The 24,145-nt window shown below is 59.3% G+C and carries 19 protein-coding genes; 5 read left to right on the top strand and 14 right to left on the bottom strand.

All coding sequences use genetic code 11. The features are described 5' to 3' along the window. Positions 1 to 3: 3 nt before the first annotated feature. Together HSW_RS08320 and HSW_RS24730 are read right to left on the bottom strand one after the other, a co-directional pair. Complete coding sequence (locus HSW_RS08320; RefSeq protein ID WP_231501372.1) at positions 4 to 606, bottom strand: class I SAM-dependent methyltransferase; 603 nt, start codon at positions 604 to 606, stop codon at positions 4 to 6. Beyond that, on the bottom strand, positions 566 to 811 hold the full coding sequence (locus tag HSW_RS24730) for a hypothetical protein (RefSeq protein WP_231501371.1): 246 nt from the start codon (positions 809 to 811) through the stop codon (positions 566 to 568). The genes HSW_RS08320 and HSW_RS24730 overlap by 41 nt, the downstream gene beginning before the upstream one ends. 153 nt (positions 812 to 964) lie before the next feature. Between HSW_RS24730 and HSW_RS08315 the strand changes: the two genes are divergently transcribed. Next, the gene (locus HSW_RS08315; RefSeq protein WP_044004337.1) at positions 965 to 2,068 is read left to right on the top strand and encodes a mechanosensitive ion channel family protein; all 1,104 of its coding nucleotides are present in this window, start codon (positions 965 to 967) and stop codon (positions 2,066 to 2,068) included. Between the two features lie 82 nt (positions 2,069 to 2,150). Here HSW_RS08315 and HSW_RS08310 read toward each other — a convergent pair whose 3' ends face one another. The 10 genes from HSW_RS08310 to HSW_RS08265 all read right to left on the bottom strand — a co-directional run bounded on the left by HSW_RS08310 (position 2,151) and on the right by HSW_RS08265 (position 14,585). Beyond that, positions 2,151 to 2,921, bottom strand: a complete 771-nt coding sequence (locus HSW_RS08310) for a 3-keto-disaccharide hydrolase (RefSeq protein ID WP_044001550.1) — start codon at positions 2,919 to 2,921, stop codon at positions 2,151 to 2,153. Positions 2,922 to 3,047: 126 nt separating this feature from the next. Next, positions 3,048 to 3,938, bottom strand: a complete 891-nt coding sequence (locus HSW_RS08305) for a hydroxypyruvate isomerase family protein (protein ID WP_044001549.1) — start codon at positions 3,936 to 3,938, stop codon at positions 3,048 to 3,050. Positions 3,939 to 3,941: 3 nt separating this feature from the next. Then, on the bottom strand, positions 3,942 to 5,198 hold the full coding sequence (locus tag HSW_RS08300) for a nucleoside permease (protein WP_052346247.1): 1,257 nt from the start codon (positions 5,196 to 5,198) through the stop codon (positions 3,942 to 3,944). 153 nt (positions 5,199 to 5,351) lie between these two features. After that, on the bottom strand, positions 5,352 to 5,822 hold the full coding sequence (locus HSW_RS08295; protein ID WP_081768327.1) for a c-type cytochrome: 471 nt from the start codon (positions 5,820 to 5,822) through the stop codon (positions 5,352 to 5,354). A 19-nt stretch (positions 5,823 to 5,841) separates the two neighbouring features. Next, on the bottom strand, positions 5,842 to 6,894 hold the full coding sequence (locus HSW_RS08290; protein WP_044001548.1) for a sugar phosphate isomerase/epimerase family protein: 1,053 nt from the start codon (positions 6,892 to 6,894) through the stop codon (positions 5,842 to 5,844). 6 nt (positions 6,895 to 6,900) lie between these two features. After that, positions 6,901 to 8,052: a Gfo/Idh/MocA family protein gene (locus HSW_RS08285; RefSeq protein WP_197031972.1), complete on the bottom strand. Its 1,152-nt coding sequence runs from the start codon at positions 8,050 to 8,052 to the stop codon at positions 6,901 to 6,903. 210 nt (positions 8,053 to 8,262) lie between these two features. Then, on the bottom strand, positions 8,263 to 8,877 hold the full coding sequence (locus HSW_RS08280; RefSeq protein ID WP_231501370.1) for a gluconate 2-dehydrogenase subunit 3 family protein: 615 nt from the start codon (positions 8,875 to 8,877) through the stop codon (positions 8,263 to 8,265). Between the two features lie 12 nt (positions 8,878 to 8,889). Beyond that, positions 8,890 to 10,566, bottom strand: coding sequence for a GMC oxidoreductase (locus HSW_RS08275; RefSeq protein ID WP_044001546.1), 1,677 nt, complete (start codon positions 10,564 to 10,566; stop codon positions 8,890 to 8,892). A 42-nt stretch (positions 10,567 to 10,608) separates the two neighbouring features. After that, positions 10,609 to 11,493 (bottom strand): sugar phosphate isomerase/epimerase family protein, encoded by an 885-nt coding sequence (locus HSW_RS08270; RefSeq protein WP_044001545.1) that lies wholly within the window; start codon positions 11,491 to 11,493, stop codon positions 10,609 to 10,611. 203 nt (positions 11,494 to 11,696) lie between these two features. Beyond that, positions 11,697 to 14,585 carry a hybrid sensor histidine kinase/response regulator transcription factor gene (locus HSW_RS08265; protein ID WP_052346246.1) on the bottom strand — a complete coding sequence of 963 codons (2,889 nt, stop codon included), beginning with the start codon at positions 14,583 to 14,585 and terminating at the stop codon, positions 11,697 to 11,699. A 277-nt stretch (positions 14,586 to 14,862) separates the two neighbouring features. On the opposite strand from HSW_RS08265, the gene HSW_RS08260 reads away from it, so the two are divergent. The 3 genes from HSW_RS08260 to HSW_RS08250 all read left to right on the top strand — a co-directional run bounded on the left by HSW_RS08260 (position 14,863) and on the right by HSW_RS08250 (position 20,432). Continuing rightward, positions 14,863 to 17,883 carry an SBBP repeat-containing protein gene (locus HSW_RS08260; protein WP_081768326.1) on the top strand — a complete coding sequence of 1,007 codons (3,021 nt, stop codon included), beginning with the start codon at positions 14,863 to 14,865 and terminating at the stop codon, positions 17,881 to 17,883. 318 nt (positions 17,884 to 18,201) lie between these two features. Beyond that, entirely contained in the window at positions 18,202 to 18,759 is a 558-nt protein-coding gene (locus tag HSW_RS08255; protein ID WP_197031971.1) for a GNAT family N-acetyltransferase, read from the top strand. Positions 18,760 to 18,911: 152 nt separating this feature from the next. Then, on the top strand, positions 18,912 to 20,432 hold the full coding sequence (locus HSW_RS08250; RefSeq protein WP_044001542.1) for a malate:quinone oxidoreductase: 1,521 nt from the start codon (positions 18,912 to 18,914) through the stop codon (positions 20,430 to 20,432). 84 nt (positions 20,433 to 20,516) lie between these two features. Here HSW_RS08250 and ctlX read toward each other — a convergent pair whose 3' ends face one another. Both ctlX and HSW_RS08240 read right to left on the bottom strand, forming a co-directional pair. Next, entirely contained in the window at positions 20,517 to 21,482 is a 966-nt protein-coding gene (gene ctlX, locus HSW_RS08245) for a citrulline utilization hydrolase CtlX (protein WP_231501369.1), read from the bottom strand. A gap of 188 nt (positions 21,483 to 21,670) precedes the next feature. Then, positions 21,671 to 21,862 carry a cold-shock protein gene (locus HSW_RS08240; RefSeq protein ID WP_019949498.1) on the bottom strand — a complete coding sequence of 64 codons (192 nt, stop codon included), beginning with the start codon at positions 21,860 to 21,862 and terminating at the stop codon, positions 21,671 to 21,673. A gap of 915 nt (positions 21,863 to 22,777) precedes the next feature. Here HSW_RS08240 and HSW_RS08235 point away from each other — a divergent pair. Beyond that, the gene (locus tag HSW_RS08235) at positions 22,778 to 24,007 is read left to right on the top strand and encodes a glycosyltransferase family 4 protein (protein WP_052346245.1); all 1,230 of its coding nucleotides are present in this window, start codon (positions 22,778 to 22,780) and stop codon (positions 24,005 to 24,007) included. The last annotated feature ends 138 nt before the right edge of the window (positions 24,008 to 24,145 follow it).

The following is a 24,145-nucleotide window of genomic DNA, read 5'->3' as shown; positions in this document are numbered from 1 at the left end:
GCGCTAACGGGCTTTGCGGGCTACCACGGAATACAGCATGGGTAGCTTACCGGGCAGGGCGCTTAGCTGATAGCGGAGCTCGGCTATCTGCTCTAACCCCGCAAAGCAGTCGTAGGGAGAATAGTCGTACTCCGCAAAATGCTGAATTTCGAGGCCCTGGCGTAGCAGGGCCCCAAGCACTTCGCCCAGACTATGATTCCAGGAAACGGCGGTTTCCTCGATGGGCGCCTGACGGTCGGCGTAGGTTCCGGTTTCTACCTCCGTGATGGTTTCCCGGTTGAAATAGGCGTATTCCACCCGCGTGAAATCGGGGTTGAACATCCATAGCACCGGATGAAATTCGACCAGCACCAGACGGCCGCCGGGCTTCAGAAAATGCGCCACCACGCTGGCCCACTTCTCCATATCGGGCAACCAACCCAGCACTCCGTAGGTGGTGAATACTACATCAAACTGCTGCTCCAGGTACCGGGGCAGCTCATACACATCGGCACAGATGAACTGCGTATCCGTATGCAGTTGGGCCGCCAGCTCCCAGGCCGTGGTAATGGCCGTTTCGGCCAGATCAACGCCCGTTACCCGCGCCCCCAACCGGCTCAGCGACAAGGAATCCTGCCCGAAGTGACACTGCAGATGCAGAATCTGCTGGCCGGGTTACTTCCCCCAGCAGCCCGAGCTCCACCTCGTTCAGAGAAGACTGCCCGGCCAGAAAGCCCGGCACGTTATAGAAGTCGGAGGCAACGTGATGAGCCGTTTTGGCATTCCAGAGGCGGCGGTTCAGCTCTAGGTAGTTGGCAGGTACGGAAGGCATGCTGGACGACAGTAAATTCCAGGGTTCGGGAAGCACAGAGGCAGGGAAAGCAAGGTGAGCATTTTCTACCTTTTCTGCTCCTGCAAGTATCCCAGTAACCTTTACCCCGCGTTGCGGGTAAGCTACGCCTGATGAAGCCCGCTTACCTTGTCCATGCTGCAACTTCCTGCCGACCTCGTTCCTGATCCGCTGCAGCTAGTGCTTCGCGCCGCTGGCATTATTGCCGGCAGCCTGGCAGTGGGCTGGTTACTGAGCCTGTTCTTATTCGGCCTGCTGAAACGCTACGCCCGTCGCGAAGACGCCTTTTTAGCGCAGTCGGTGCTGCGGCACCTGAGCACGCCCGCCGCTTGGTTTCTGCCGGTGCTAGTAGTGTCGTTCACCCTGCCACTCACCCTGCTCGATGACCGCCCCCTGGAGGTTGCGCGGCGGCTGGTAGAAACGGCGCTGCTTACCACCTTCGCCTGGTGCCTGGTGAAGGCCGTGGATGTGGTGCAGGACCTAGTACAGCGGCATTATCAACTCACGGACGGCGACAACCTGCGGGTGCGCAAGCTGTTCACACAGCTGCAGTTTGTGAAGAAGCTGGTGGTATCGTTGATTGTGTTTGTGGCCGTGGCCCTGGTGCTGATGAGCTTTGCCACGGTGCGCAAAATTGGGACGGGGTTGCTGACTTCGGCGGGTATTGCCTCGGTGATTGTGGGCTTCGCGGCCCAACGGTCCATCAGCAACCTGCTGGCCGGCTTTCAGATTGCCTTCACCCAACCTATCCGGTTGGACGATGTGCTGGTGGTGGAGGGCGAATGGGGCCGGGTGGAAGAAATAACCTTTACGTATGTGGTGCTGCGCATCTGGGATGAGCGGCGGCTGGTACTGCCCCTCAACTACTTCATCGAAAAGCCCTTCCAGAACTGGACCCGTAGCACTTCTCAGCTACTGGGTACCGTGTTTCTCTACACCGACTACACTATTCCGGTAGAAGCGGTGCGGACTGAGTTGAAACGCGTGGTAGCCGCCAACCCGCTCTGGGACCAGCGAGTGTGCGTGTTGCAGGTCACGGACTCGAAGGAACGCACCTTGGAGCTGCGCTGCCTGGTGAGTGCCAGCAACTCCAGTCGGGCCTTCGATTTGCGCTGTGAGGTACGTGAACAGCTGGTGCGCTTTATTCAGGAACAGCACCCTGAAAGCCTGCCCAAAACCCGCTCCTTATCTGAGCCCACCGACCGACCTTTCACGCCCCTGCCCGACGGTATGGAGTAAAGCCTCCTAACCTAGCAACCAGCGGCACCAGACTACTGCAGCAAAGACCTCGGCCAACGAAAGGATACCATCTGGCCCGCTCCTACTTCAGCTCCTGCACCCAGATGTTGCGGAAGCTGATGGGCGCGCTTGGGTCGCCGTGGGACTGAAGCTTAATGGGTGCGGCACCGTGGGCCTCGTATTGCGGCGGGCCAATGTAGCGCGTGGGGCCGGCCAGGGCTACGTTTTTCTGCACCGTCACGCCGTTGAACTGCACCGTCACGCGGGCGGGCGTCAGCACCGAGCCGTCGGGCTTAAAGGTGGGCGCTATCCACACTACATCATATGACTGCCACTCGCCGGGCTGGCGGCCAGGGTTGGCCAGTGGGATGCGCTGCTTGTAAATGCTCCCGGCCATGCCGTTTACATAGGTCGGATTCTGGTAGGGGTCGAGGATCTGCAGTTCGTAGCCTAAGTCGCCTTTGCCCAAGGAAGCCAGGAACACGCCGCTGTTGCCACGTACCTGGCCCTGACCAATGATGTCGGCGGGTACGCGCCACTCCAGGTGCAGGCGGTAATTGATGAAGGTGCGTTTGGTTTCGATGTTACCCTTCGGCTTGTCCACCGTCAGCAGGCCGTCGGCTACCGTCCACTGGGCCGGCTGGGTACGGTCATCCGCCGATACCCACTCATTCAGGTTCTTCCCATCGAACAGCACAATGGCACCGCTAGGCGGCGGGGTGGTTTTCAGCTTACCGCGCACGATTTTCGGTACGGGCTTCCATACTTCGGTATCCTCGGGTTTGCCGGTTTGCTGGGCGTGGGCAGCCATTGAAAAACTGAACAGTGCGGCCGTCAGGAGTGGGAGTTTCATCGGAAGTGAGGACAGGAGTTGGAAAAGGGCTCTTTTGAACGTCATGCTGACGACAGGAAGCATGTCGCGTGCAGCAGTAATCAATTTAGCACTACAGCGTCAGCATGACGGTGGCCTCTACATCGTTCAAACGTCGCAGAGCTGGACGGCCTGGCGGAGGGAGGCGAGCTTATCGGACTGTTGGGGGATAAATTCCTGGGCCACGTAGCCTTTGAAGCCGGTGGCCCGGATGGCCCGCATAATGGCCGGATAGTTCAGCTCCTGCGCGTCATTGAGCTCGTGGCGGCCGGGCACGCCGGCGGTGTGGTAGTGAGCAATATAAGGGTGATACTCGGTGAGGGTCCGGATGACGTCGCCCTCGTTGATTTGCATGTGGTAGATGTCGTAGAGCAGCTTGAAGTGCTCGGAGCCCAGCCGTTTGGCTAGCTCCACGCCCCAGGCCGTCCGGTCGCACTGGTAGTCTTTGTGGTCGATTTTGCTGTTGAGCAGCTCCATCACCAGCACCACGTTGTGCTGCTCGGCCAGCTTCAGCAGCGGCTTCAGACCCGTTACGCAGTTCGCCCAGCCCTGCTCATCCGATTTACCCCGGCGGCTGCCGCTGAAACAGATCAGGTTACGGTAGCCAGCTTTTGCCACCTGCGGAATCATAGCGGCGTACTGCTTTTGCAGGCGGGCATGAAACTGCGGGTCGTTGAAGCCGTCGGTGAGGTTGATTTCCGCGCCGTTGCACATGGGTGAGTCTAAGCCGTATTTCTTCAGCGTGGGCCAGTCCTGGGGTCCGACCAAGTCAATACCCCGGATGCCCATATCCTTGGCGGCGGCGCAAAGCTGCTCCAGGGGCAAATCGGCGAAGCACCAGCGGCATACTGATTGGCGGATAGTTTCTTTTAGGGCAGCAGGCATAGCGGTGCGTTTTTCGTTGGGCGCGCCAGCTCCGGCCAAACCTATAGTGCCCACGGCGGCAGTACCCGTAAGCAAGCCTTTCAGGGCCGCGCGACGGTTCCAGATAGCAGCCATCGGTTAGTGCGCTTCGGCTAAGCGCGGAGCTGCATCAGCGCCAGCCGTTTCGGTGGAAGCGGCGGCGGCGTTGCGCTCCTTAAACAGCAGCAGGAACAGCACCAGCACGGCGGCGGCAATACCGGCCGGAATCAGCCAGATCATGCGCCAGTCGTGGGCGCCGGCCGTAAGCTGGTAGCTGTCGAAGATGCGGCCCGAAAGCAGGGTACCAATCAGCATGCCCACGCCGTAAGTAGCCAGCGTGATGAAGCCCTGGGCGGAGCTTTTGAACTGCTCGCCGGCCAAGTTATCGGTGTAAATCTGGCCTGTCACGAAGAAGAAATCATAGCAGATACCGTGCAGCACGATGCCCGCAATCAGCAGCCAGTAACCGCCTTCCCCGTTGCCATACGCAAAGCACACGTAGCGCAACACCCAGGCCGCCATGCCAATGGCCAGCATCTTCTTCACGCCCAGCTTACTGAAAAACAAAGGAATAGCCAGCATAAACAGCAGTTCCGATACCTGACCCAGGCTTTGCACGCCAGCTGCCGCCTTCATGCCTACTTCGTTGAGAAACGGATTGGTGAAGCCGTAATAGAAGGCCAGCGGAATGCAGATGGCAATGGAGGCCAGGAAAAACGTGAGGTAGGAGCGGTTTTTCAGCATGCCAATAGCATCGAGCCCCAGCAAGCTGCCCAGTGAGCTGGACTGCCCCTTCTTCACTGGTGGCGTGGCCGGTAGCATGAAGCTGAACACGCCCAGCAGGGCCGAGGCCCCGGCCGCCATCAGGAAGGTGGATTGCAGGCTGTTGGTCTGCTCCCAGTTCAGCCAGCCGATGGTCAGGCCGGCCACAATCCAGCCCAGCGTGCCCAGCACCCGGATAGGCGCAAACTCCTTCTGCGGGTTCTGCATCTGCCGAAAAGCAATGGAGTTCACCAGCGCCAGCGTGGGCATGTACAGAATCATGTAAGTGAGGATGCTGGGGTAAAAGCTGCTGAAATCCGGGGCCTGACTGGCCCGCCACAACAGCACTGCGCCCGCCAGGTGCAGCACGCCCAGAATCTTTTGGGCAGAGAAAAACCGGTCGGCAATGAGCCCTACGATAAACGGCGCCACAATGGCCCCGATGGACTGCGTGAGGAACGCCACGCCCACCTGCGTGCCCGAGGCCCCCAGGTTGCGCAGCAGATACGTACCCAGCGTGACAAACCACGCGCCCCAGATAAAGAACTCCAGGAACATCATGAGGGACAGTTTTACCCGGATTGTAGAAGTCATGAGCAGGTGGGAATGGTTTTTGGGAGTAGGGTCGTGTTAAGTAGAACGTCATTCCGAGCGAAGCCGAGGAATCTCGCGTGCTGACATTGCCAAACCAACCGTCATGCCGAGCTTGTCGAAGCATGATGTGCAGGATTCGTGCAGATGCAGTTCTTACCTCAGACTCAGAATATAGCGGGTCATTTCCTCCGCGTCTTTCTGGGAGAGGCCGGGGTGGGGCGTCATGGGTACGGTACCCCAGTTGCCGCTGCCGCCCGTTATGATTTTCTTGGCCAGCATGCTCACGTTGGAGGCGGTGGCGGGGTATTTGGCGGCAATTTCTTTGTAGCCGGGTCCTAGTAGCTTTTCGCCTTCCCGGTGGCAGCTGGCGCAGTCGGATGCCTGCATCAGCTTGGCTCCGCTGGCCACCGCGCCGCCCGTGGGGGCCGTCCCGATTTTGGTGGCGTTGGTATCTACCTGGGGTTGGCGGGCCACGGCGCTGATGTTGGCACCGGTGGTGCTGTCCTGGGCCGGCGCGGCTTCATCGGCCAGGGTGTAGGATTCCTTGGCGGCGGACTTGTCGGATTCGGAGCCGCAGGCGGCCAGGCTGGCGCACAGGGTCAGGAGCAGAAGGGCGTTTTTCATAGAGGAAGTTCGGAATGGTTTAGAGGCCGAGCAGGGTATTGTTGCGAGCCGCGTCGATGCCGGAAGAGGCGAAATCGTCGAAGGCTTTGTCGGTAACGCGGATGATCTGGTTCTGGATAAAATCGGCGCCTTCACGGGCTCCATCTTCGGGGTGCTTGAGGGCGCATTCCCACTCCAGCACAGCCCAGCCAGGGTAGTCGTATTGGGTGAGTTTGCTGAAAATGGCTTTGAAATCCACCTGCCCATCGCCCAAAGAGCGGAAGCGGCCGGCGCGGTCTACCCAGTTCTGGTACCCCCCGTACACGCCCTGACGGCCGGTGGGATTGAACTCCGCGTCCTTGACGTGGAAGGCCCGAATCCGCTCGTGGTAAATGTCGATGTACGCCAGGTAATCCAGGCACTGCAGCACAAAGTGAGAGGGGTCGTAGAGCAGGCAGGCGCGCGGATGGTGGTTTACTTTGGCCAGAAACTGCTCGTAGCTCACCCCATCGTGCAGGTCCTCGCCGGGGTGAATTTCGTAGCACACATCCACGCCGCACTCGTCAAACACATCCAAAATGGGCCGCCACCGCCGCGCCAACTCGTCAAAGCCGGTTTCCACGAGGCCGGCCGGGCGCTGGGGCCAGGGGTATACATAGGGCCACAGCAGCGCCCCACTGAACGTGGCGTGGGCCGTCAGCCCGAGCCGCTGCGAAGCCTGGGCCGCATACTCCAGCTGCTGCACCGCCCACTGCTGCCGGGCGGCGGGGTTGCCGCGCACCGCCTCGGGCGCGAAGCCGTCAAACAGCTGGTCATACACGGGGTTTACAGCTACCAGCTGGCCCTGCAAGTGGGTAGAAAGCTCGGTGATTTCCAGACCGGCGGCCTGCACTGTGCCGCGCAGCTCGTCGGCATAAGTCTGGCTTTCGGCGGCCAGCTTCAGATCAATGAAGCGGCTGTCCAAAGTCGGGAGCTGCACGCCTTTATAGCCCAGGCCCGCCGCCCATTCGCAGATGCTGGCGAGGCTGTTGAAGGGGGCCTGGTCGCCAATAAACTGGGCGAGGAAGATGCCGGGTCCTTTTATGGTTTTCATGAGCGGCTACACAGTAAACTCGGTCCACTTCTGCGCGGAGCGGCCCGAGGCAATGACGTTTTCGATAAAAGCCATACCCCGCACCCCGTCCTCAATGCCGGGGTAGTCCTGGGCTTCGGGCGGAGCGGCTTGGCCGGTTTGCTCGGCCAGCAATGTCAGGGCGAAGTTGCGGTAGAGGTTGGCAAAGGCTTCAAGGTAGCCCTCGGGGTGACCGGCCGGAATGCGACTATTGTGGCGGGCAGCGGCGCTGAGGTAACTCGCGCCAGTCCGCCGGATTTCGGTGGGCCGGTCCAGCCACTTTACCAGCAGCGTGTTGGCATCGGCCTGCTGCCAGTCAAGGCCGCCTTTCTCCCCGTAAATGCGCAGGCGCACATTATTTTCCTCGCCGGCTGCCACCTGCGTAGCTACCAGCACGCCGCTGGCACCGCCGCTAAGCCGCAGCAGCACGGCTCCGTCATCATCGAGCTGGCGGCCGGGCACTACGGTATTGATATCAGCGCAGAGCTGGGTGGTCTGCAGGCCGCTTACGTACTCCAGGAGGTTGAAGGCGTGAGTACCGATGTCGCCCATGGCGCCAGCCAAGCCGCTGCGGGCGGGGTCGGTGCGCCAGGCAGCCTGCTTGTTGTCGCCGCCTTCCTCGAAGGCGCTTAGCCAGCCCTGCGGATACTCCACATACACCTTCCGAATGGCACCCAGCTTTCCGGAGGCCACCAACTGCCGGGCTTCCTTGAGCATGGGGTAGCCGGTGTACGTGTGCGTAAGGCAGAGCTTGCAGCCGGTGGCTGCTACTACAGCTTGCAGCTCCTTGGCTTCCGCCAATGAAAACGTCATCGGCTTGTCCAGCACCACATCAAACCCGCTTTCCAATGCCAGCTTGGCCGGTGCGAAGTGGAGGTGATTGGGCGTCACGATGCTGATGACCTGCACCCGCTCATCAGCCGGACGTTGGGCTTCCTGCGCCAGTAATTCCTGGTATGAGCCATACACCCGATCAGGAGCCAGACCCAGTTCCTGCCCGGTGGCTTTGGACGTGTCGGGGTTGCTGCTGAAGGCACCGGCGGTCAGCTCATACAGGCCATCCAGGGCGGCCGCCATGCGGTGCACCGCCCCGATAAACGCGCCTTGGCCTCCGCCAATCATGCCCAATCGTAGTTTCATTCGGTTGCTGGTTTATTTTTAAAAGAACGTCATTCCGAGCTTGCCGATGAAGCTCCTGTGCTGACGTTGTAGTGGTAGCTGTCAGGCTTCATCTGGCCTCCACTTGTCGTAGCATCTCTACTGTTTCGTCTGCGCAAATTCAACGAAACAGTAGAGATGCTACGACAAGTGGAGGCCAGATGAAGCCTGACGGTTAACGGAGTTGACAACTCAAGTAGTAGCCCAGGCCCGGTCGCCTTTTTTGTAGGGCACACAACCGTCATACTTGCCAGGAACGGGCAGATAGCGCAGGGCTTTGGTGGCACCTACTTCGGAGGTAAAATACCCCAGCAACGTCAGTTCCTTGATCATACGGAAGTAGTGGTTAGGTGCTTCCGGGGTTTTGGTTTTGGCGTAGTTTTTCTGTTCCGCATCCAGGGACGTGAGGAGGTTGGTGCGCTGGGTGGCATCCAGGGCCAGAAACCCTTTTTTATACTGCTGGTTGGCGGTGGCTTCCAGCTTCGTCAGGCCCTGCTTGAAAATCTGCTGGTCGGCGGGCTTGTAACAGTCGCGCACCATCACGGCCATAAAGCCCCCCACGTCGGCGGCTTTGGCTCCCGGTGATTTGGTGGTTGGCAGAATGGTTTCGCCTACTTCGTTCAGATACGCCACCTGCTCGGCGTTTAGCACGGCCGGCAGCTCTTTGGGCGCGGCGGCCGTGGGGGCTTTCGTTTTAGTTTTTTCCTCGCTGGGGGAAGAGCAGCTGCTCAGAAAATAGTCGCCCCCGATAACGGCTCCGCCCATCAGCAGAGCTACGCGGGCCAGGGCATCACGTCGGTTCATCATCGTCAAAGGGGATTAAACGTTCTGTTTTTTCAGTTCGCTCACGGCATGATCCACGGCGCGGGCCGTGAGAGCCATGTACGTGAGCGAGGGGTTCTGGCAGGCCGCGGAGGTCATACAAGCTCCGTCGGTTACGTACACGTTGGGGGCATCCCACACCTGGTTGTGCTGGTTGAGCACGGAGGTTTTTGGGTCGCGGCCCATGCGGGCGGTTCCCATTTCGTGGATGCCGCCGCCCAGGTTGTAGCCGCCGTTGTAGGTGCTCACGTTCTTGAGGCCCGCTTTTTCCAGCATTTCCTGGGCGTCCTGCATCATATCGATGCGCATTTTCTGCTCGTTGTCCCGAATAGTGGCGTCGATGGCCAGTACCGGCAGGCCCCACTTGTCCTTCTTGGTTTTGTCGAGGAAGGCGCGGTTGTCGTGGTAGGGCAGGGTTTCGCCGAAGCCCGTGAGGCCCATTGTCCAGTTGCCGGGCTCGGTAAGCGCGTCCTTGAAGTCGCCGCCAATGCTGAGTTCCGCCACGTCGCGGCCCCAGCCTTCCCGGCCGGCTCCGCCCTGGTAGCCGAAGCCCCGGATGTAGTCGCGTTTGTCGCCGAACAGGTTGCGGTAGCGCGGCACGTAAATGCCATTGGCGCGGCGGCCGTAGGTGTATTTGTCTTCGTAGCCGGGCATCTCCCCGTGGGCCCCCGCCCGGAAGTGATGGTCCATCAGGTTGTGGCCCAGTTCCCCGCTGCTGCTGCCCAGGCCCTCGGGCCACACATCGGTGGCTGAGTTCATCAACACCCAGGCCGAGTTCAGCGTGGAGGCGTTCAGGAAGATGATTTTGGCGAAGTACTCGTAGGTCTGGTTGGTTTCCGCGTCCAGCACTTCCACGCCTTTGGCCCGCTTGGTGTCCTTGTCGTAGAGGATTTTGGTGACGATGGAAAACGGCCGTAGCGTGAGGTTTCCGGTGGCCACGGCGGCCGGCAGGGAGGCCGACTGCGTGCTGTAATAGGCCCCGAACGGGCAGCCCAGCCAGCATTTGTTGCGGTACTGGCAGTTTACGCGGTTGTTGTGGGGTTTGGTGATGTTGGCCGTGCGCCCAATCACCATATGGCGGTCCTTGAAGTTTTTGCGGATGCGGGCGGCCACGTCCTTCTCCACGCAGTTCATTTCCATGGGTGGCATAAAGTCGCCGTCCGGCAGCTGCGGCAGGCCGTCCCGGTTGCCGCTGATGCCCGCAAACTTCTCGACGCGGCTGTACCAGGGTGCCAGGTCTTTGTAGCGGATGGGCCAGTCCACGGCAATGCCGTCCTTGGCGTTGGCCTCGAAATCATACTCACTCCAGCGGTAGCTCTGGCGGCCCCACATCAGGGAGCGGCCGCCCACCTGGTAGCCCCGGAACCAATCGAAGGGCTTTACCTCCACATAGGGGCTTTCCTTTTCCTTCACCCAGAAATCCAGGTTGCTCTCGTTGAGGGTATAGTCCCGGCTCAGCACCGGGTAGTCCTTGATCATCTGCTCGGTGCGGCCGCCCCGGTGGGCAAATTCCCACGGATTTTTGTTGGCATTCACGTAGTCTTTGATGTGCTCTACGTTGCGGCCCCGCTCCAGCATGATGGTTTTCAGGCCTTTTTCGGTCAGCTCTTTGGCAGCCATGCCGCCCGAAATGCCGGACCCGATGACGATGGCGTCATAGGTGTTCTTTTCCATAAGAAATGGGTGGGAAGTGTGGGAAGGCAGGTTCGCAGCCGGCTAAACCAGGTTGCGCTTGATGTGGGTAATGCTTTGCTGAATGCTGTCGAAGGGCGAGCCGGGGGTCTGGTCCTGCTCCACGAAGAAGTACTTCATGCCCGCCACTTTGGCCTGGGCAAAAATGCGCTTGAAGTCGATGCTGCCGTTGCCCACCTCCGTGAAGTTGCGCTGGGGCGTTTTGTCCATGTCCTTCACGTGCCAGAGCGGGAAGCGGCCGGGGTTCTTTTTGAACAGCTCCACCGGGTCGTGGCCGGCTTTGGTGGCCCAGTACAGGTCCAGCTCCATCTGCACCAGGTTTTTATCGGTTTCCTTTAGCAGCACATCGTAGGGCAGCTTCCCGTTCTGGGCCGCAAACTCGAAGTCGTGGTTGTGGTAGGCCATCTGAATGCCCGCCTTTTTGCACCGCTCCCCGGCCTTGTTCAGGCGCTCGGCCAGCAGCTTGTAGTGGTCCAGGTCACCCCGCTCCGACTCGGTTAGCCAAGCGCACACCATGTACTTGATGCCTACCTGCGCCGCATCGTCCACGGCCTTGTCCCAGCCGTGCAGGATGGTGCCCTGGGTGGCCTGCCCGTTGTTCTCCTGCTCGCCCAACAGGTAGTGGCTGCTGGGCATGATGAGGCCGTTCTGCTTCAACACCTTGGCAAAAGCGGCGGGCTCCATGCCGTAGAATTTCTGGTTGCCAGTGTAAGTGGCACCTTCCACGGAGTTATAGCCGAGTTTGGCCAGCCGCACCAGCGTGCCGGCCGGGTCCTGCTGCATGGCGTCGCGCAGGGTATACAACTGCAACCCAATAGTGGAGGGTGATTTTGCCAACAAGGCTGGGGCCGCCAGTACGCCTGCCGAAAGCAGGGCGGCGGACTTCACAAAGGCACGACGGGAGGTCATAGGAGCAGTAAAGGTGGGAAGGTGGATGGGATGACTCCGTAAAGATTCAGTGTCCAGCTTCCCCGCTTATGCTCAAATCGTGCAGGTTGTGTTCAATATGAAATAAATATTCAAATTGTTGTCATACAGATATTTACACAACATAAACAACTGAATGCCCTTAACTTTTTACTCGCATTTCAAGAGGTGAGTGAACAATTACTTCAACTGACTCCGGCCTGATGGCGGGCCCGGAACTCGGAGGGAGCTAGGCCATAGCGCGCCTTGAAGCTGTTGGAGAAGTAAGAGTGCGAGGCATATCCTACCTCATAGGCCACGGCCGTCACGCTCATAGTTTCGCTCTGCAGCAACTCGCAGGCCTTCTGCAGCCGCACGCTCTGGATGAAATCGGTGATGCTGGTGCCGAGCACGGCTTTCACCTTGCGGTAGAGCTGCATGCGCGAGAAACCCAAAGTGTGGGCCAGCTCTTCCACCGTAAGGTCGGTGCGGGTGAGGTCGGCCTCTACCTGGGCCGTGAGGGCCTGAACAAATTCCTGGTCGGGATTGGGGGGGGTGGGCGTTTCCAGGGTGGCAGTGAGCTCCCGGCTAAGGTGCTCCCGCTGCCGGGCGCGGTTGGCCAGCAGCGTCCGGACGCTCTCCAGGAGGAAGGCCGGGTTGAAGGGCTTGGTTAGGTACACGTCAGCCCCAGCCTGCACGCCTTCAAGCTGCTGCTCGGGGGCATTGCGGGCGGTGAGCAGAATGACGGGAATGTGCGAGGTACGCCAGTCGGCGCGGAGCCGGGCCACCACTTCCAGCCCGCTCAGGCCGGGCATCATCACGTCGCACACGATTAGGTCCGGAATCAGGTCGGTGGCCAGCTGTAGCCCCGCCTTGCCATCGGCGGCCGACTGCACCCGAAAATGGGGGCGCAGCTTGCGGGCCACAAACTCATTCACGTCGGCATTGTCCTCGATAACCAGCACCAACGCCTCCGCTTCGGCAGCCGGCACTTCGGCCTCAGCACTTGGCAAGGCCAGCGGCTCATCCATGGAGAAATCCAGGGGCTCGGCCGAGTCGAGGCTCCGCAGTTCCGCCGGCAGCTCCCGGGGCAGGGTCACGGTGAAGGTGCTGCCCTGGCCCAACTGACTGCTCACCGTGAGCTGCCCCTGATGCAGCCGTACCAGCCCCTGCGCCAGGGCCAGCCCCATGCCCGAGCCTTTGCCCGTAGTCGGCTGCTCGCCCTGGTAAAACCACTCGAAAATGTGCGGACTGTCCTGGGGGCGGATGCCACGGCCGGTATCAGTTACCTGCACCTGCAGGCTGCGGCCGTCATCGGTGGGCTGCACGCGCACCGTAATATGCCCGCCGCGCGGAGTATATTTGAGCGCGTTGCTGAGCAGATTGAAGAATACTTTATCCAGCACGTTGCGGTCAAACCAGGCCGGTAATACCGGCTCCGTCGGCACGAACGTCAGGGCCACCTGCTGCACCCGGGCGGCTGGCTCAAATGTTTCCACCAGCTCCCGCACAAAGGCTACCACGTCTTCCTCGTGCGCCTGCACGGCCATCTTACCCACCTCAATCTTGCGGAAATCCAGCAACTGATTGACCAACTGGAGCAGGCGCTGGGTATTGCGCCGAATCAGGCCCAGGTCGTGGCGCTGGGTAGGCTGCAGGGCTGCGCTACTGCGGCCGGTTAGCATCTCCTCCACCGGGCCCATAATGAGGGTGAGCGGGGTGCGCAGCTCGTGGGAGAAGTTGGTGAAGAAGCGCAGCTTGGCCTCGGTTTCGCGGCGGGCCTGCTCAGCCAGCTCCGCAATCTGGTTGCGCTGGGCTCTGATTTCCTCGTTCTGAGTGCTGAGCTGGCGGTTGATGACGTCGTTAGCCTCATTCTGCCGCACCAACTCCTGGTTGATGGCGTTATTGGCTTCGTTTTGCCGGGCTAGCTCCTGGTTGATGCGGCGGTTGTTGCGGGCCGCCCGCCAGGCGCTGGCTCCCAGCACTACCGCCGCCAGCAGCGAAATCACCAACCCATACAACACCGTGCGCTGACTGGCGTACGTGGCCTGCAAGGTGCGCAGCAGGATTTGCTGTTGCTCAATACCTTCCTGCTGGCTGGTGAGCTTAGCGGCCTGCTGCTGCAGCGTCAGGGCGTTGGTGGAGTCGATGACGATGGTGCCCAGAATGTTCTCCCGCTCGTAGGCTTGGTGGTGCAGAATCCGGAGGGCCACGCGGATGGCTTCCTCCCCACCCGGCGAGTAGAACAGGGAAGCCGTGCTCCTACCCTGCTGCACCATTTCCAGCCCGTTGTCCGCCCCCGCCAGCCCATCTACCCCGATAATACGGATATCCTTCCGGCCCAGCTTCTGGCATACCTCGTAGGCACCCTGGGCCATCAGGTCGCTATGGGCGAAAATCAGCCGGGTTTCCGGATACTTCCGGAGCAGCTCTGTGAGAGCCGGCTGTAGCGCGGTGGTACCCCAGTCGCCGGCTACTGCGCCCACCACGCGCATCTGCGGGTATGCCCGCAACGTCTGCACAAACCCATTGTGCCGCTCTTTGGTAACGGAAGAAGACGAGCCGGTAATTTCCACTACTTGGCCGCGCTGTAGGAGCAGCTGAGCCGCGTAGCGCGCGGCGGCGGCCCCTACCCCGGTATTGTCGCCGCCTACGTAGGCCGCATAGTGCGGAGAGGTTGTGTGGCGGTCCAGCAGTATCACGGGCACGCCGCGCCGATAGGCTTCCTCAATGGCCGGCGACAACGCCTGTTCCTCGTTGGGGGCCACAATCAGCACATCGGCCCCGGCCTGCAGCAAGTCATGGATCTGCTGCTGCTGGCGCTGGCTGCTGCTTTGCGCATCGCGCATCAGAAACTGAATTTCCGGGTGGAACGCCAGCTCCCGCTCCATGCCCGCCAGCATGGCCTGCCGCCAGTCGCCGGAGCTCACGCTCTGCGAAAAGCCAATGCGGTAGATGGGGCGGGGAGGCGTAGCGGATGTACAGGCGGCCAGCGCCGCCCCCAGCAGGGCGGCCAGCAGCAGCAGCCACAGCCGCGAAAAAGAGAAGCGAGACAAGTGCAGCAGGCGGGAAGTGGTGGTGGCTAAGTTACACATCCCGCTTCAATTACCGCCGTTCGGCCATTGGCTGCCCGAGGCCATTCCGGCAGCTAATGGCCGAACGGGACGATAGGCCGGCTGTGCGCTAACGATACCGGGAAGAAGGGGCTGACAGTAGCCATTTCACTGCTTCGGTTTCGGCACCAAAAGAGCAGTGGTTACGGCTTACTATATTAGTATAGTAGGCTTTGCTTACCTTGACTACTGATTAACAAAATATTCCTACCAATTCTCATAGAACCACATTCCCAGCAGTGGAGCCAACTTTCTCTCTATGACCCATCCACTACCTACCATGTACCGCGTGTTGCGGCTATGGCTGCTGTTGTGCGGCCTAGTTACGAGCAGCTTTTCAGCCCTAGCCCAGTCCTGGAACCAGGTGGCCCCCCTGGACGTCAGAACCGTGAACGGGGTGGCCAGCGGGGCGCGCACAGCCGTAGATGCGGCGGGCAACGTGTATGTCTCGGGGACTTTCAGGGGCACTATCACGCTGGGTAACACCACGCTTACCAGCACTGGCCAGACCGATATCTTCGTGGCCAAGCTCAATAGTGCAGGCCAGTGGCAGTGGGCCGCCGCAGGCGGTTCGGCCGCGGACGACAGCAACACCGGGCTGGCCCTGGATGCCACCGGAAACGTGTACCTGACGGGTGATTTCAGCGGGAGTAGTGCCGTTTTCGGTTCCAGTACCCTCACGAACGGTGGCGCCACGGACCCTTACGTGGCAAAGCTCAGTGCCAGCGGCCAGTGGCTGTGGGCCACCAGTGCTGCGGGGCCAGTAACCGACCATAGCAGTGGCCTAGCCCTGGATGCGGCAGGCAACGTCCTGATAGCGGGCACATTCGGGGGCGCGGCGTTTGGCAGCATTGCGCTTTTCACTAGCGGCGGCGTCAATGCCTTCGTGGCCAAGCTCAGTCCGAGTGGCCAGTGGCTGTGGGCCGTGCAGGGCGGCGGCCCGGCCGACGACTATGCCAACGGCATTGCAACGGATGCGGCGGGCAATGCCTACATTATCGGCTACGCCCACTCCGGCAGCATCACTTTTGGTACCATCAACACGTCTAGCAACACCACCGGCGGGTTTGTGGCCAAGCTGAACCCAAGCGGACAGTGGCAATGGGTTGAGAAGGTAGCCAGCATGACCGTCAACGATAGCCAGTTTGCCAACTATGGCCATGCCATAGCGGCGGATGCAGCCGGCAATGTGTGTATTATGGCTCCCTTCACCTCCGTTATCACCCTGGGCAGCACCACACTTACCAGCGCCGGCCATCATGATATCTACGTAGCAAAGCTGAATACAGGCGGCCAGTGGCTCTGGGCCACCCGGGCCGGGGGCAGTGATACAGAGCAAGGCCGGAGCATTGCCATTGATGGTACGGGCAGCGTGTACGTGACCGGTGGGTTCAAGAGCCGGCCGGCCGCCTTTGGCAGCAGCCAGCTCAGCAACACGAGTACCCAGGCGACCGACGGGTTTGTAGCCAAGCTTGATGCCAGCGGCCAGTGGTTATGGGCCAGCGCGGTTGCCAGTAGAGCCGGTATCGTTGAAGGCGTGGCTGTTGATGCCGCCGGTAACGCCTACACTACGGGCCAGGCTGAGGACGATATTACGCTGGGCACCATCCAGCTACCTTCTACCCAAATATTGCAGAACAACTCCAGTTCCTACGCCGACCTGTTCGTGGCCAAAATCAGCGGCGGGCAGTGGCAGTGGGCCGTGCGGGAAGCGGGCGGCGGCGACCAAGTATTGGGTTCAAGCACCTGGGACGCAGCGGGCAATGCGTACGTACTCGGCTACTTCAAGGGCCGGATACAGTTGGGTAACCAAGTGCTGACCAGTCCCACCACCGCCGGGTATGTAGCCAAGCGGAGTACCAGCGGCCAGTGGCAATGGGCTGTTCCTATCACCGGCCTAGATTCCCGTAACAATACCGTGCAAACCATCAGCTTAGACGCTGCCGGCAACGTACTGATCAGTGGCGTTTACCGCGCTTCTTTGGTGCTGGGCAGCACTACGCTGGCTACCCCGACCGGTAGTAGTCGTATTGGCAGCTTTGTGGCCAAGCTTAGCGCCGATGGTCAGTGGCAGTGGGCCATTGGCACCGCCGGAAATTTTTCTACGGACCACAGTCTGGATGCACAGGGCAACGTGTATCTGACCGGCACCCTGCAAAATAGCAGCACATTTGGCACCACCACGCTTACACCAAGTGCTGCTCAGGAATTGTACGTGGCCAAGCTCGGAGCAAATGGGCAGTGGCAGTGGGCCATTGCGGGGCCTGGCGCATCCAGCACGGCTATTGCTACCGACGCCAGCGGCAACTCGTACCTAACAGGCAATTATCTCCGTAGCGTGGCTTTCGGCCCCACGACGCTTACTGCCACGAGCGGGCGAGACATCTTCATGGCCAAGCTGACAGCCAACGGACAATGGCTTTGGGCCAATACGGCCGGTGGTGCCTCTAATGAGTTCACGCACGATATTGTGGTGGATGCGGCGGGCTCAGTATATCTGACAGGACAATTTGCCTCCGCCATGACGTTTGGAAATACCACGCTAAGCTACAGCGGCGACCCACCCAATTTCTTCGGTACGCCAGACACATTTGTGGCCAAAGCAGACGCCAACGGCCAGTGGCAATGGGCCGTCAGTCCTACCTGCGTAGGCACTGACTACGGTAGCCGCTTAGCGGTGGACTCCAGAGGTGATGTATATGTACTAGGAAACCTCCAGTCGGCGGCGGCTATGTTTGGCAGCACAACGCTGGTTGGTACCAGCCCTTCAGCGGGTAACCGCGCCCTGGATGTGTACGTGGCGAAACTAAGTTCCGGCGGCCAGTGGCGCTGGGCCCTAAGCGCCAGCAGCCAGGACCGTAACGACCCCATAGACCTTGCAGTGGATGCTAGCGGCACGGTGCGCGCCAGTGGCAACTTCCGCGGACAGAACGTTGCCTTCGGTACTATCATCTTACCTAATGGGCCTTACACTACTGGTGTGCTATTGCAGATTGGTGGTAACGTGCTGAAGACCGCACAGCCGGCCTCAGATGCCGCGCCGGTGCAGGCCTACCCGAATCCGTACACTTCCTTGCTAACGCTACAGCTGCCCTGGAGTGGCCCGATAGAGGTTACGGCGCACGACGTACTGGGGCGGGTGCGCCTGCGCAAGCAAGTGCGGGCTCAGGCCGGTCAGCAGCTAGCTCTACCTGATGCTGCCAGTTGGCCGTCGGGTGTATACCTGCTCACTATTCGCCAAGGCGACCGGCAACAGGTACTGAAAGTCGTGCGGCAGTAAGTGCTCTGCCAGTGGCTTCAGAGCAGCACATCAACCAGGGTTTCGGCTGGTTGATGTGCTGTTCCTGACTTTGCCCGCATGACGCTTCCGCTTCCTTACCGCGAACAGGGCAAGGGGCATCCGCTCGTTACAGCCCGTCCGTACTGCCTCGCTCTCTCCGAACCAGCCCTGTTCTTCCTTGTCTGGCCGCCAGGCAACCTCCCTCTATCCTCACCTTCAATTAAGTAGTGCCTGCTGCTGTTTACCAGCTGAACGGTGCGTATCTTCGCTAGTTCTGAGGCCACCCGAAATCTGCCTATTGCGTGATTTCCGGCCGGTTTGCCCGTTGTTGCCCGCATGATCCGTCTGGACTATTTCACCCCTGCTGACTTCTCCCAACTTATTGCCTGGATCGACTCGCCCCACCTGCTCATGAACTGGTCGGGGCCGATGTTCAACTTCCCCCTCACTCCCGATAAGCTGGAGTGGTATCTGCAGGACACCAACCAGCTGGGTGAGTCTGATGTGTTCATTTTCAAAGCAGTGGATACGACCACCGAAACCGTTGTCGGCCATATTTCCCTGGGCAGCCTCAGCCAGAAAAACAGTGCGGCCCGCATCAGCCGGGTATTCATTGCACCGGAACAGCGCGGCCGGGGCTTGGCCCGCCGGATGCTGACGGAAGCCCTGCGCTTCGGTTTCGAGCAGCTCAAGCTGCACCGCATTGATCTGGGCGTGTACGATTTCAACGAGGCGGCCATCCGGGCCTACACCCGGGCGGGCATGCAGCAGGAAGGCTGCTCGCGTGATATTCTGCGCTACGAAGGGGAATACTGGAGCCTGATTGAGATGAGCATGCTGGACCACGAGTGGCGCACGCTGCACCCGCAGGGCTGAACACTGCTGAAACCGGCCGGTGAAGCACCGCAGTTAGAAACCAGATCGGTTGGTTTTCACGGCTTCTGGGCCGCTGCCATAGATTTCTTTAAAACCCCAGGCCACCTTTTCCGCTTTCTGCCGTACTTCGTAAGTCCTATTCCGAACTACGCATGAGCACGACCGACAGCACTGCTCCTCTCACCGCCGATGTGGTGCTGATTGGAGCTGGAATCATGAGTGCAACCCTGGGCCTGATGCTCAAGGAGTTGCAACCCGACCTTACCATAGCCGTTTTTGAGCGGCTCGACGTGGCTGCTGCCGAAAGCTCCGATGCCTGGAACAACGCTGGCACTGGCCACTCAGCCTTTTGTGAGCTGAACTATACGCCTGAACAACCCGACGGCAGCATCGACATCAGCAAGGCCATCAAAATTGCCGAGCAGTTTGAACAGTCGAAGCAGTTCTGGGCCTATCTAGTGGAGAAGTACCAGGTCACGGGCGTAACACGCTTCATCAACCACATTCCGCACCTGAGCTTTGTGTGGGGCGATAAGAACGTGGAGTTCCTGCGCAAGCGCCACGCGGCCCTCGTGCAGTCCCCCCTGTTTGCCGGCATGCAGTTTAGCCAGGACCGCGCCGAAATGGCCCGCTGGATGCCGCTGGTCATGGACGGCCGCGAACCGCAGCAGCCCGTAGCCGCCACCCGCATGGACTTGGGCACCGATGTTAACTTCGGCTCCCTCACCCGGGGCATGTTCACGCTGTTGCAGGAAAAGCCTGGCGTTTCGTTTTACTTCCACCATGATGTGGAAGGCCTCAAACGCCGGGAAGACGGGAGCTGGCGTGTAAAAGCCCGCGACCTGACCACCAGCGAAAAAGTAAAAATCCGGGCACCGTTTGTGTTCATTGGGGCCGGAGGCGGCTCACTGCCGCTGCTCATCAAATCGGAAATTCCGGAAGGTCAGGGGTTCGGTGGCTTCCCCGTGAGCGGCCAATGGCTCAAGTGTATCAACCCCGAAGTCATTGCCCGTCACCATACCAAAGTGTACGGCAAGGCATCCGTGGGCTCCCCTCCTATGTCGGTACCACACTTGGATACCCGCGTCATCAATGGGAAACAGGAATTGCTTTTTGGCCCGTACGCCGGCTTCAGCACCAAGTTTCTCAAGCAGGGCTCTTACCTTGATTTGCCACTGTCGGTGAAGCTCAGCAATATGCGGCCCATGATTATTGCGGGCCTCAAGAATATGCCCCTCACCAAGTACCTGATCAACCAAGTCAGACAGTCGCCGGAAGACCGGCTGGCGGCCCTGCGCGAATACCTGCCCGAAGCGCGGGGCGAAGACTGGCAGCTGGAAACGGCTGGCCAGCGCGTGCAGGTTATCAAGAAGGACGCGAAGGAAGGCGGTGTGCTGGAATTCGGCACCGAGGTGGTAGCCGCCGCCGATGGTTCCATTGCAGCCCTGCTGGGCGCTTCGCCGGGGGCTTCCACGGCCGTGAGCATTATGGTGGGACTGGTGCAGCGGTGTTTTGCCGAAAGTGCCCGCACGCCGGCCTGGCAGGCCAAAATGCGCGAAATGATTCCTTCTTTCGGCAAAAACCTGAACGATGAGCCACAATTGGTAGCGCAGCTCCGCGCCCACACTAGTGCCGTTTTGGGGCTAAACGAAAATACCCCCGCGCAACAGTAGCCATCAGGTACCAGCCGGGTAATGGCATAAGGGCCACGCTGAACTCGGTTCAACGTGGCCATTTTACAGGATCGAATCCGTTGTCTATATTCCTGCCTTCTCAGCGGCCGGTAGAAATACTTCTGCCAGCATACAGCGGGCACTGCCGCCGCCAATGGTTTCAATGGTTGGAATAGCTAACGGCAATAGCTCGGCGTACTGGCTGAGGGCGTGGCGTTGCGCGGGCGTCAGAGCATTATGCGCACTCTGCGACATGGCCAACAGCGGCGTTCCAGCCGCTGAGCGCAGCTCCAGCATATTCCCGGCGAAGCAGGCCACCTGCTCCAAGCTGATGGCAATGATTTCGTGGCCCGTGCCCGTGAGTGAGGCTACCACTGCGGTTCGCTCGGCCGCATCTGTAATACTTTCCAGGCAAATCACCGCAAACTCTGTCCCTACGCACATCATCACGTTGGTATGGTAGATTTCCTGCCGTAGCGCATCGTAAGCGTGAAAAGCTACGGGCCGATACCCAAGACGAATGCAAACTTCCGCAAACAACGCCTGCTCCGTACGCGCCGAGAGACAGGCATACGCCACATGGTGGAGGTGGTCGAAAATAATGCTGCCGGTTCCTTCCAGAAACCGCCCCTGCTGCTCATGGCCCGACAAATCCACTATTTCCCGCAGTGTAAACTGTTGTCCCAGCGCCTCCAGAATATCGGGACGTCGTTCGGCGCGGCGGTTCAGGGCGCACATTGGGTAAAGTAAAGCGCGGCCATCGGGGTGAAAAGTACCCCAGTTGTTAGGAAACACCGCGTCGGGTGTGTGGGGCTCCGCAGTATCCTCAAACACCAGTACCTGCACGCCGTGGGCCCGCAGCCGGGCTACCATAGCGTCAAACTCCTCAAAAGCACGCGCCTGAATAGCACTATCATCGAGGCCGGCCACAAATCCCTGAAAATGGTTGGAATGAGCCGTTTCGGCATTGAAGGTGAACCGCGTAGGCCGCACCATGAAAACGGAAGTAGTGGCTTGCATGTGGAGTTGGGTGGGAGAAGTTGGGTGCACAAATAAACACCCGGAACCTCAGCTTTTCCAATCACTCACAGCGCATTTGCCTTTATCCGAACCGGCACGACTGCCCGGCTGGCAGCAGTACTGCCCCACCCCCAAGGCTTGAGCCGTTGGCACATTGACACAAAAAAAGAGGCTTCTCCCTTCGGAGAAGCCTCTTTCTAGCTACAAAGCGGGCTGGACTAAGCGCGACGCACTTTTACAGCGTTCAGGCCCTTACGGCCCTGCTCCACTTCGAATTCTACCTTGTCATTGTCGCGAATTTCGTCAATGAGGCCGGTTACGTGTACGAAGATGTCTTCGCCGGTTTCGGCGTTGTTGATGAAACCAAACCCTTTGGTTTCATTGAAAAATTTTACGGTTCCCGTCTGCATGATGCTTAAAAGGAGGTGATGGATGATGAAGCAAGCTGCAGCGGAATCCTATAATTAATTCAATAAGCTGAATTAAGATAGTGAAACGAGACGATTTGCCTTTAACGATGTAAAGGTAGGCTTTATTTTCGACTCTGACCCGTAACGCTTCTGATTAACCCGGTATACTTCCATGTATAGGCATTCCATTGGCAAGGATATAGAAACAGATGTAGCCTAATTTCTGACTGCTCACCCAACTAAAAATCTGGCCTTTTGAGGCTATAACAAAAAATATTTTTTTCTTTTTCTCGTCGTCCACACTCCTAAATTTCCCATTTTAGGACAACACCACATCAGGTAGGATACTTGTGCGTTTCGGGGGTTTTGCAACGTTTATCGTGGTTTTATCCGCTATGTGCTATAGTGTGAGAACAACAACTCAACTTGCCATCAGACCGTTGCCAAGCTCAGGCGTAGCAACGGTCTGATGGCACCAACGGGCCAAAAACGCTTGTTTTTTCGCGGCAGCCTGTAAATTGCCCCCGGAAATAGCTGTGCGCGTAGTCCCACATACGCCAGGATTTGCTCACCCGCGTCACCCCAAAACGCGTGGCAGGCAGTAGACGAGGAAGAACCATTGGGTGTGCTTGCAATAGCGAGAGCAAGACATCAGAAACCCCAGAAGTGGAATGGATAAAAAGCTCTACGCAAGAACAAAGTAACCCTGCGTGCTTACGTTACGGCAGCAGGCCCGGATAACCGGGTTCTGTTGTTGGGAATAAGCATTTGGGTAGTGCAGTACGCTTTAGTGCGGCCGCGTCCGGCAATTGCCAGGGCGGTCTGGTGTGGCAATTGGGTTAGGTTTTCACCTGAGAAAATCAGTTTCCGGCTCCCACCAACGCTTTTAGTTTACCTCTTTACTGCTCCTGTTGTATGACGCCACAACCCCGACGCCTGCGCATTGCCTTTCTTACTGCCAACGACCCGCACGACCGACGCTCTTGGTCGGGGCTGCACTACATGCTGGGCCAGACCCTGGAAAAGCATGTGGGCGATGTAGAATACCTGGGGCCGGTTTCGCTCCGCTACCTGTTTGCGCTGGGCAACCGGCTGAATAAGGTTATTGGGTGGCTGACGGGCGGCAAGCGCTACCATTATAGCGTCAGCTTGCTGGTCTCCAGAATCTATGGGCTCATTTTCGGGGCCCGACTCCGGGGCCGCCGCTTCGATGTGATTTTTGCGCCGGCTGCGTACACTGAGCTAGCCTATCTGCGCACCAATATTCCGATTGTATACTGCGGCGACTCTACCATCTCGCAGTTGATTGACTACTACGCAGGCCTCTCCAACCTGCTGCCTGTGTCCAAGCGTGAGCTGACGTACATTGAGCAGCGGGCCATCAAGAAGGCTAGCTTATTGCTGTTTTCCTCGCGTTGGGCGGCGCAGTCGGCCGTGCAGGACTTCGGGGCAGCTCGGCGCAACGTGCTGGTGCAGCCTTTTGGAGCCAATATGGCGCAGGTATTGCCCCGCGACACCGTGTTGCAGCCTAAGCGCACTTCCACTTGCCATCTGCTTTTTGTGGGGGTAGAATGGGGGCGCAAGGGCGGCGAAATAGCCTTTGAAACGTTGCTGGAACTGCGCCAGCTAGGCATTGACGCCCACCTGACCATTTGCGGCTGTGTGCCACCAACTGGTTTCGAGCATGAGAATCTGACGGTTGTTCCGTTTCTGGATAAGAATGACCCGCATCAGCGGGAGCAGTTGGATGGCCTGTATCTGGCCGCTGATTTTTTCCTACTGCCAACCCGGGCGGAGTGTGCCGCCATTGTCTTCTGCGAGGCCAGCGCCTTCGGGCTGCCTTCCTTCACGACTGATACCGGTGGCATAGCTGAATTTGTGGAGGAGGGCGTGAACGGTTACCGGCTCAGTCTGGCGGCCCGAGGCCGGGAGTTTGCTGCCGCCATCAAACCCGTCTTCGAAGATCCGGCGCAGTACGCCCGGCTGTGTGCTTCCTCGCGCCAACTCTTTGAGCAGCGCCTGAACTGGGACGCCTGGGGCTACAGCGTGAAGCGTGTATTGGAAAGTCGGTTTATGCCCGCTACTGCCTCCTTCGCGCCCCGCTGGTCCCGTACCCATCAGCTTGCAGGTAACCAGAATTTTTAGCGGTCGAGCAGACGGTGCGGAAAGCTGAAAAACCGATTGAGCCAGACACAGGCATGTTATGCTTTGTCTGGCTCTCTACCTCTGCCTAATTCAATCGTGCAGATGAAGCGGTAGAGAGGCTTCGATTGCGCTTCGCTC

It is taken from the genome of Hymenobacter swuensis DY53 (genome assembly GCF_000576555.1).
Lineage (GTDB): Bacteria > Bacteroidota > Bacteroidia > Cytophagales > Hymenobacteraceae > Hymenobacter > Hymenobacter swuensis.
This window is presented reverse-complemented; position numbering and strand designations above follow the sequence as displayed.

Excerpts from the sequence above, each read along its gene's own strand:
- HSW_RS24730 (WP_231501371.1), bottom strand. The coding sequence starts at position 811 with ATGCCTTCCGTACCTGCCAACTACCTAGAGCTGAACCGCCGCCTCTGG.
- HSW_RS08315 (WP_044004337.1), top strand. The coding sequence starts at position 965 with ATGCTGCAACTTCCTGCCGACCTCGTTCCTGATCCGCTGCAGCTAGTG.
- HSW_RS08310 (WP_044001550.1), bottom strand. The coding sequence starts at position 2,921 with ATGAAACTCCCACTCCTGACGGCCGCACTGTTCAGTTTTTCAATGGCT.
- HSW_RS08305 (WP_044001549.1), bottom strand. The coding sequence starts at position 3,938 with ATGGCTGCTATCTGGAACCGTCGCGCGGCCCTGAAAGGCTTGCTTACG.
- HSW_RS08300 (WP_052346247.1), bottom strand. The coding sequence starts at position 5,198 with ATGACTTCTACAATCCGGGTAAAACTGTCCCTCATGATGTTCCTGGAG.
- HSW_RS08295 (WP_081768327.1), bottom strand. The coding sequence starts at position 5,822 with ATGAAAAACGCCCTTCTGCTCCTGACCCTGTGCGCCAGCCTGGCCGCC.
- HSW_RS08290 (WP_044001548.1), bottom strand. The coding sequence starts at position 6,894 with ATGAAAACCATAAAAGGACCCGGCATCTTCCTCGCCCAGTTTATTGGC.
- HSW_RS08285 (WP_197031972.1), bottom strand. The coding sequence starts at position 8,052 with ATGAAACTACGATTGGGCATGATTGGCGGAGGCCAAGGCGCGTTTATC.
- HSW_RS08280 (WP_231501370.1), bottom strand. The coding sequence starts at position 8,877 with ATGATGAACCGACGTGATGCCCTGGCCCGCGTAGCTCTGCTGATGGGC.
- HSW_RS08275 (WP_044001546.1), bottom strand. The coding sequence starts at position 10,566 with ATGGAAAAGAACACCTATGACGCCATCGTCATCGGGTCCGGCATTTCG.
- HSW_RS08270 (WP_044001545.1), bottom strand. The coding sequence starts at position 11,493 with ATGACCTCCCGTCGTGCCTTTGTGAAGTCCGCCGCCCTGCTTTCGGCA.
- HSW_RS08265 (WP_052346246.1), bottom strand. The coding sequence starts at position 14,585 with ATGTGTAACTTAGCCACCACCACTTCCCGCCTGCTGCACTTGTCTCGC.
- HSW_RS08260 (WP_081768326.1), top strand. The coding sequence starts at position 14,863 with ATGACCCATCCACTACCTACCATGTACCGCGTGTTGCGGCTATGGCTG.
- HSW_RS08250 (WP_044001542.1), top strand. The coding sequence starts at position 18,912 with ATGAGCACGACCGACAGCACTGCTCCTCTCACCGCCGATGTGGTGCTG.
- HSW_RS08240 (WP_019949498.1), bottom strand. The coding sequence starts at position 21,862 with ATGCAGACGGGAACCGTAAAATTTTTCAATGAAACCAAAGGGTTTGGT.
- HSW_RS08235 (WP_052346245.1), top strand. The coding sequence starts at position 22,778 with ATGACGCCACAACCCCGACGCCTGCGCATTGCCTTTCTTACTGCCAAC.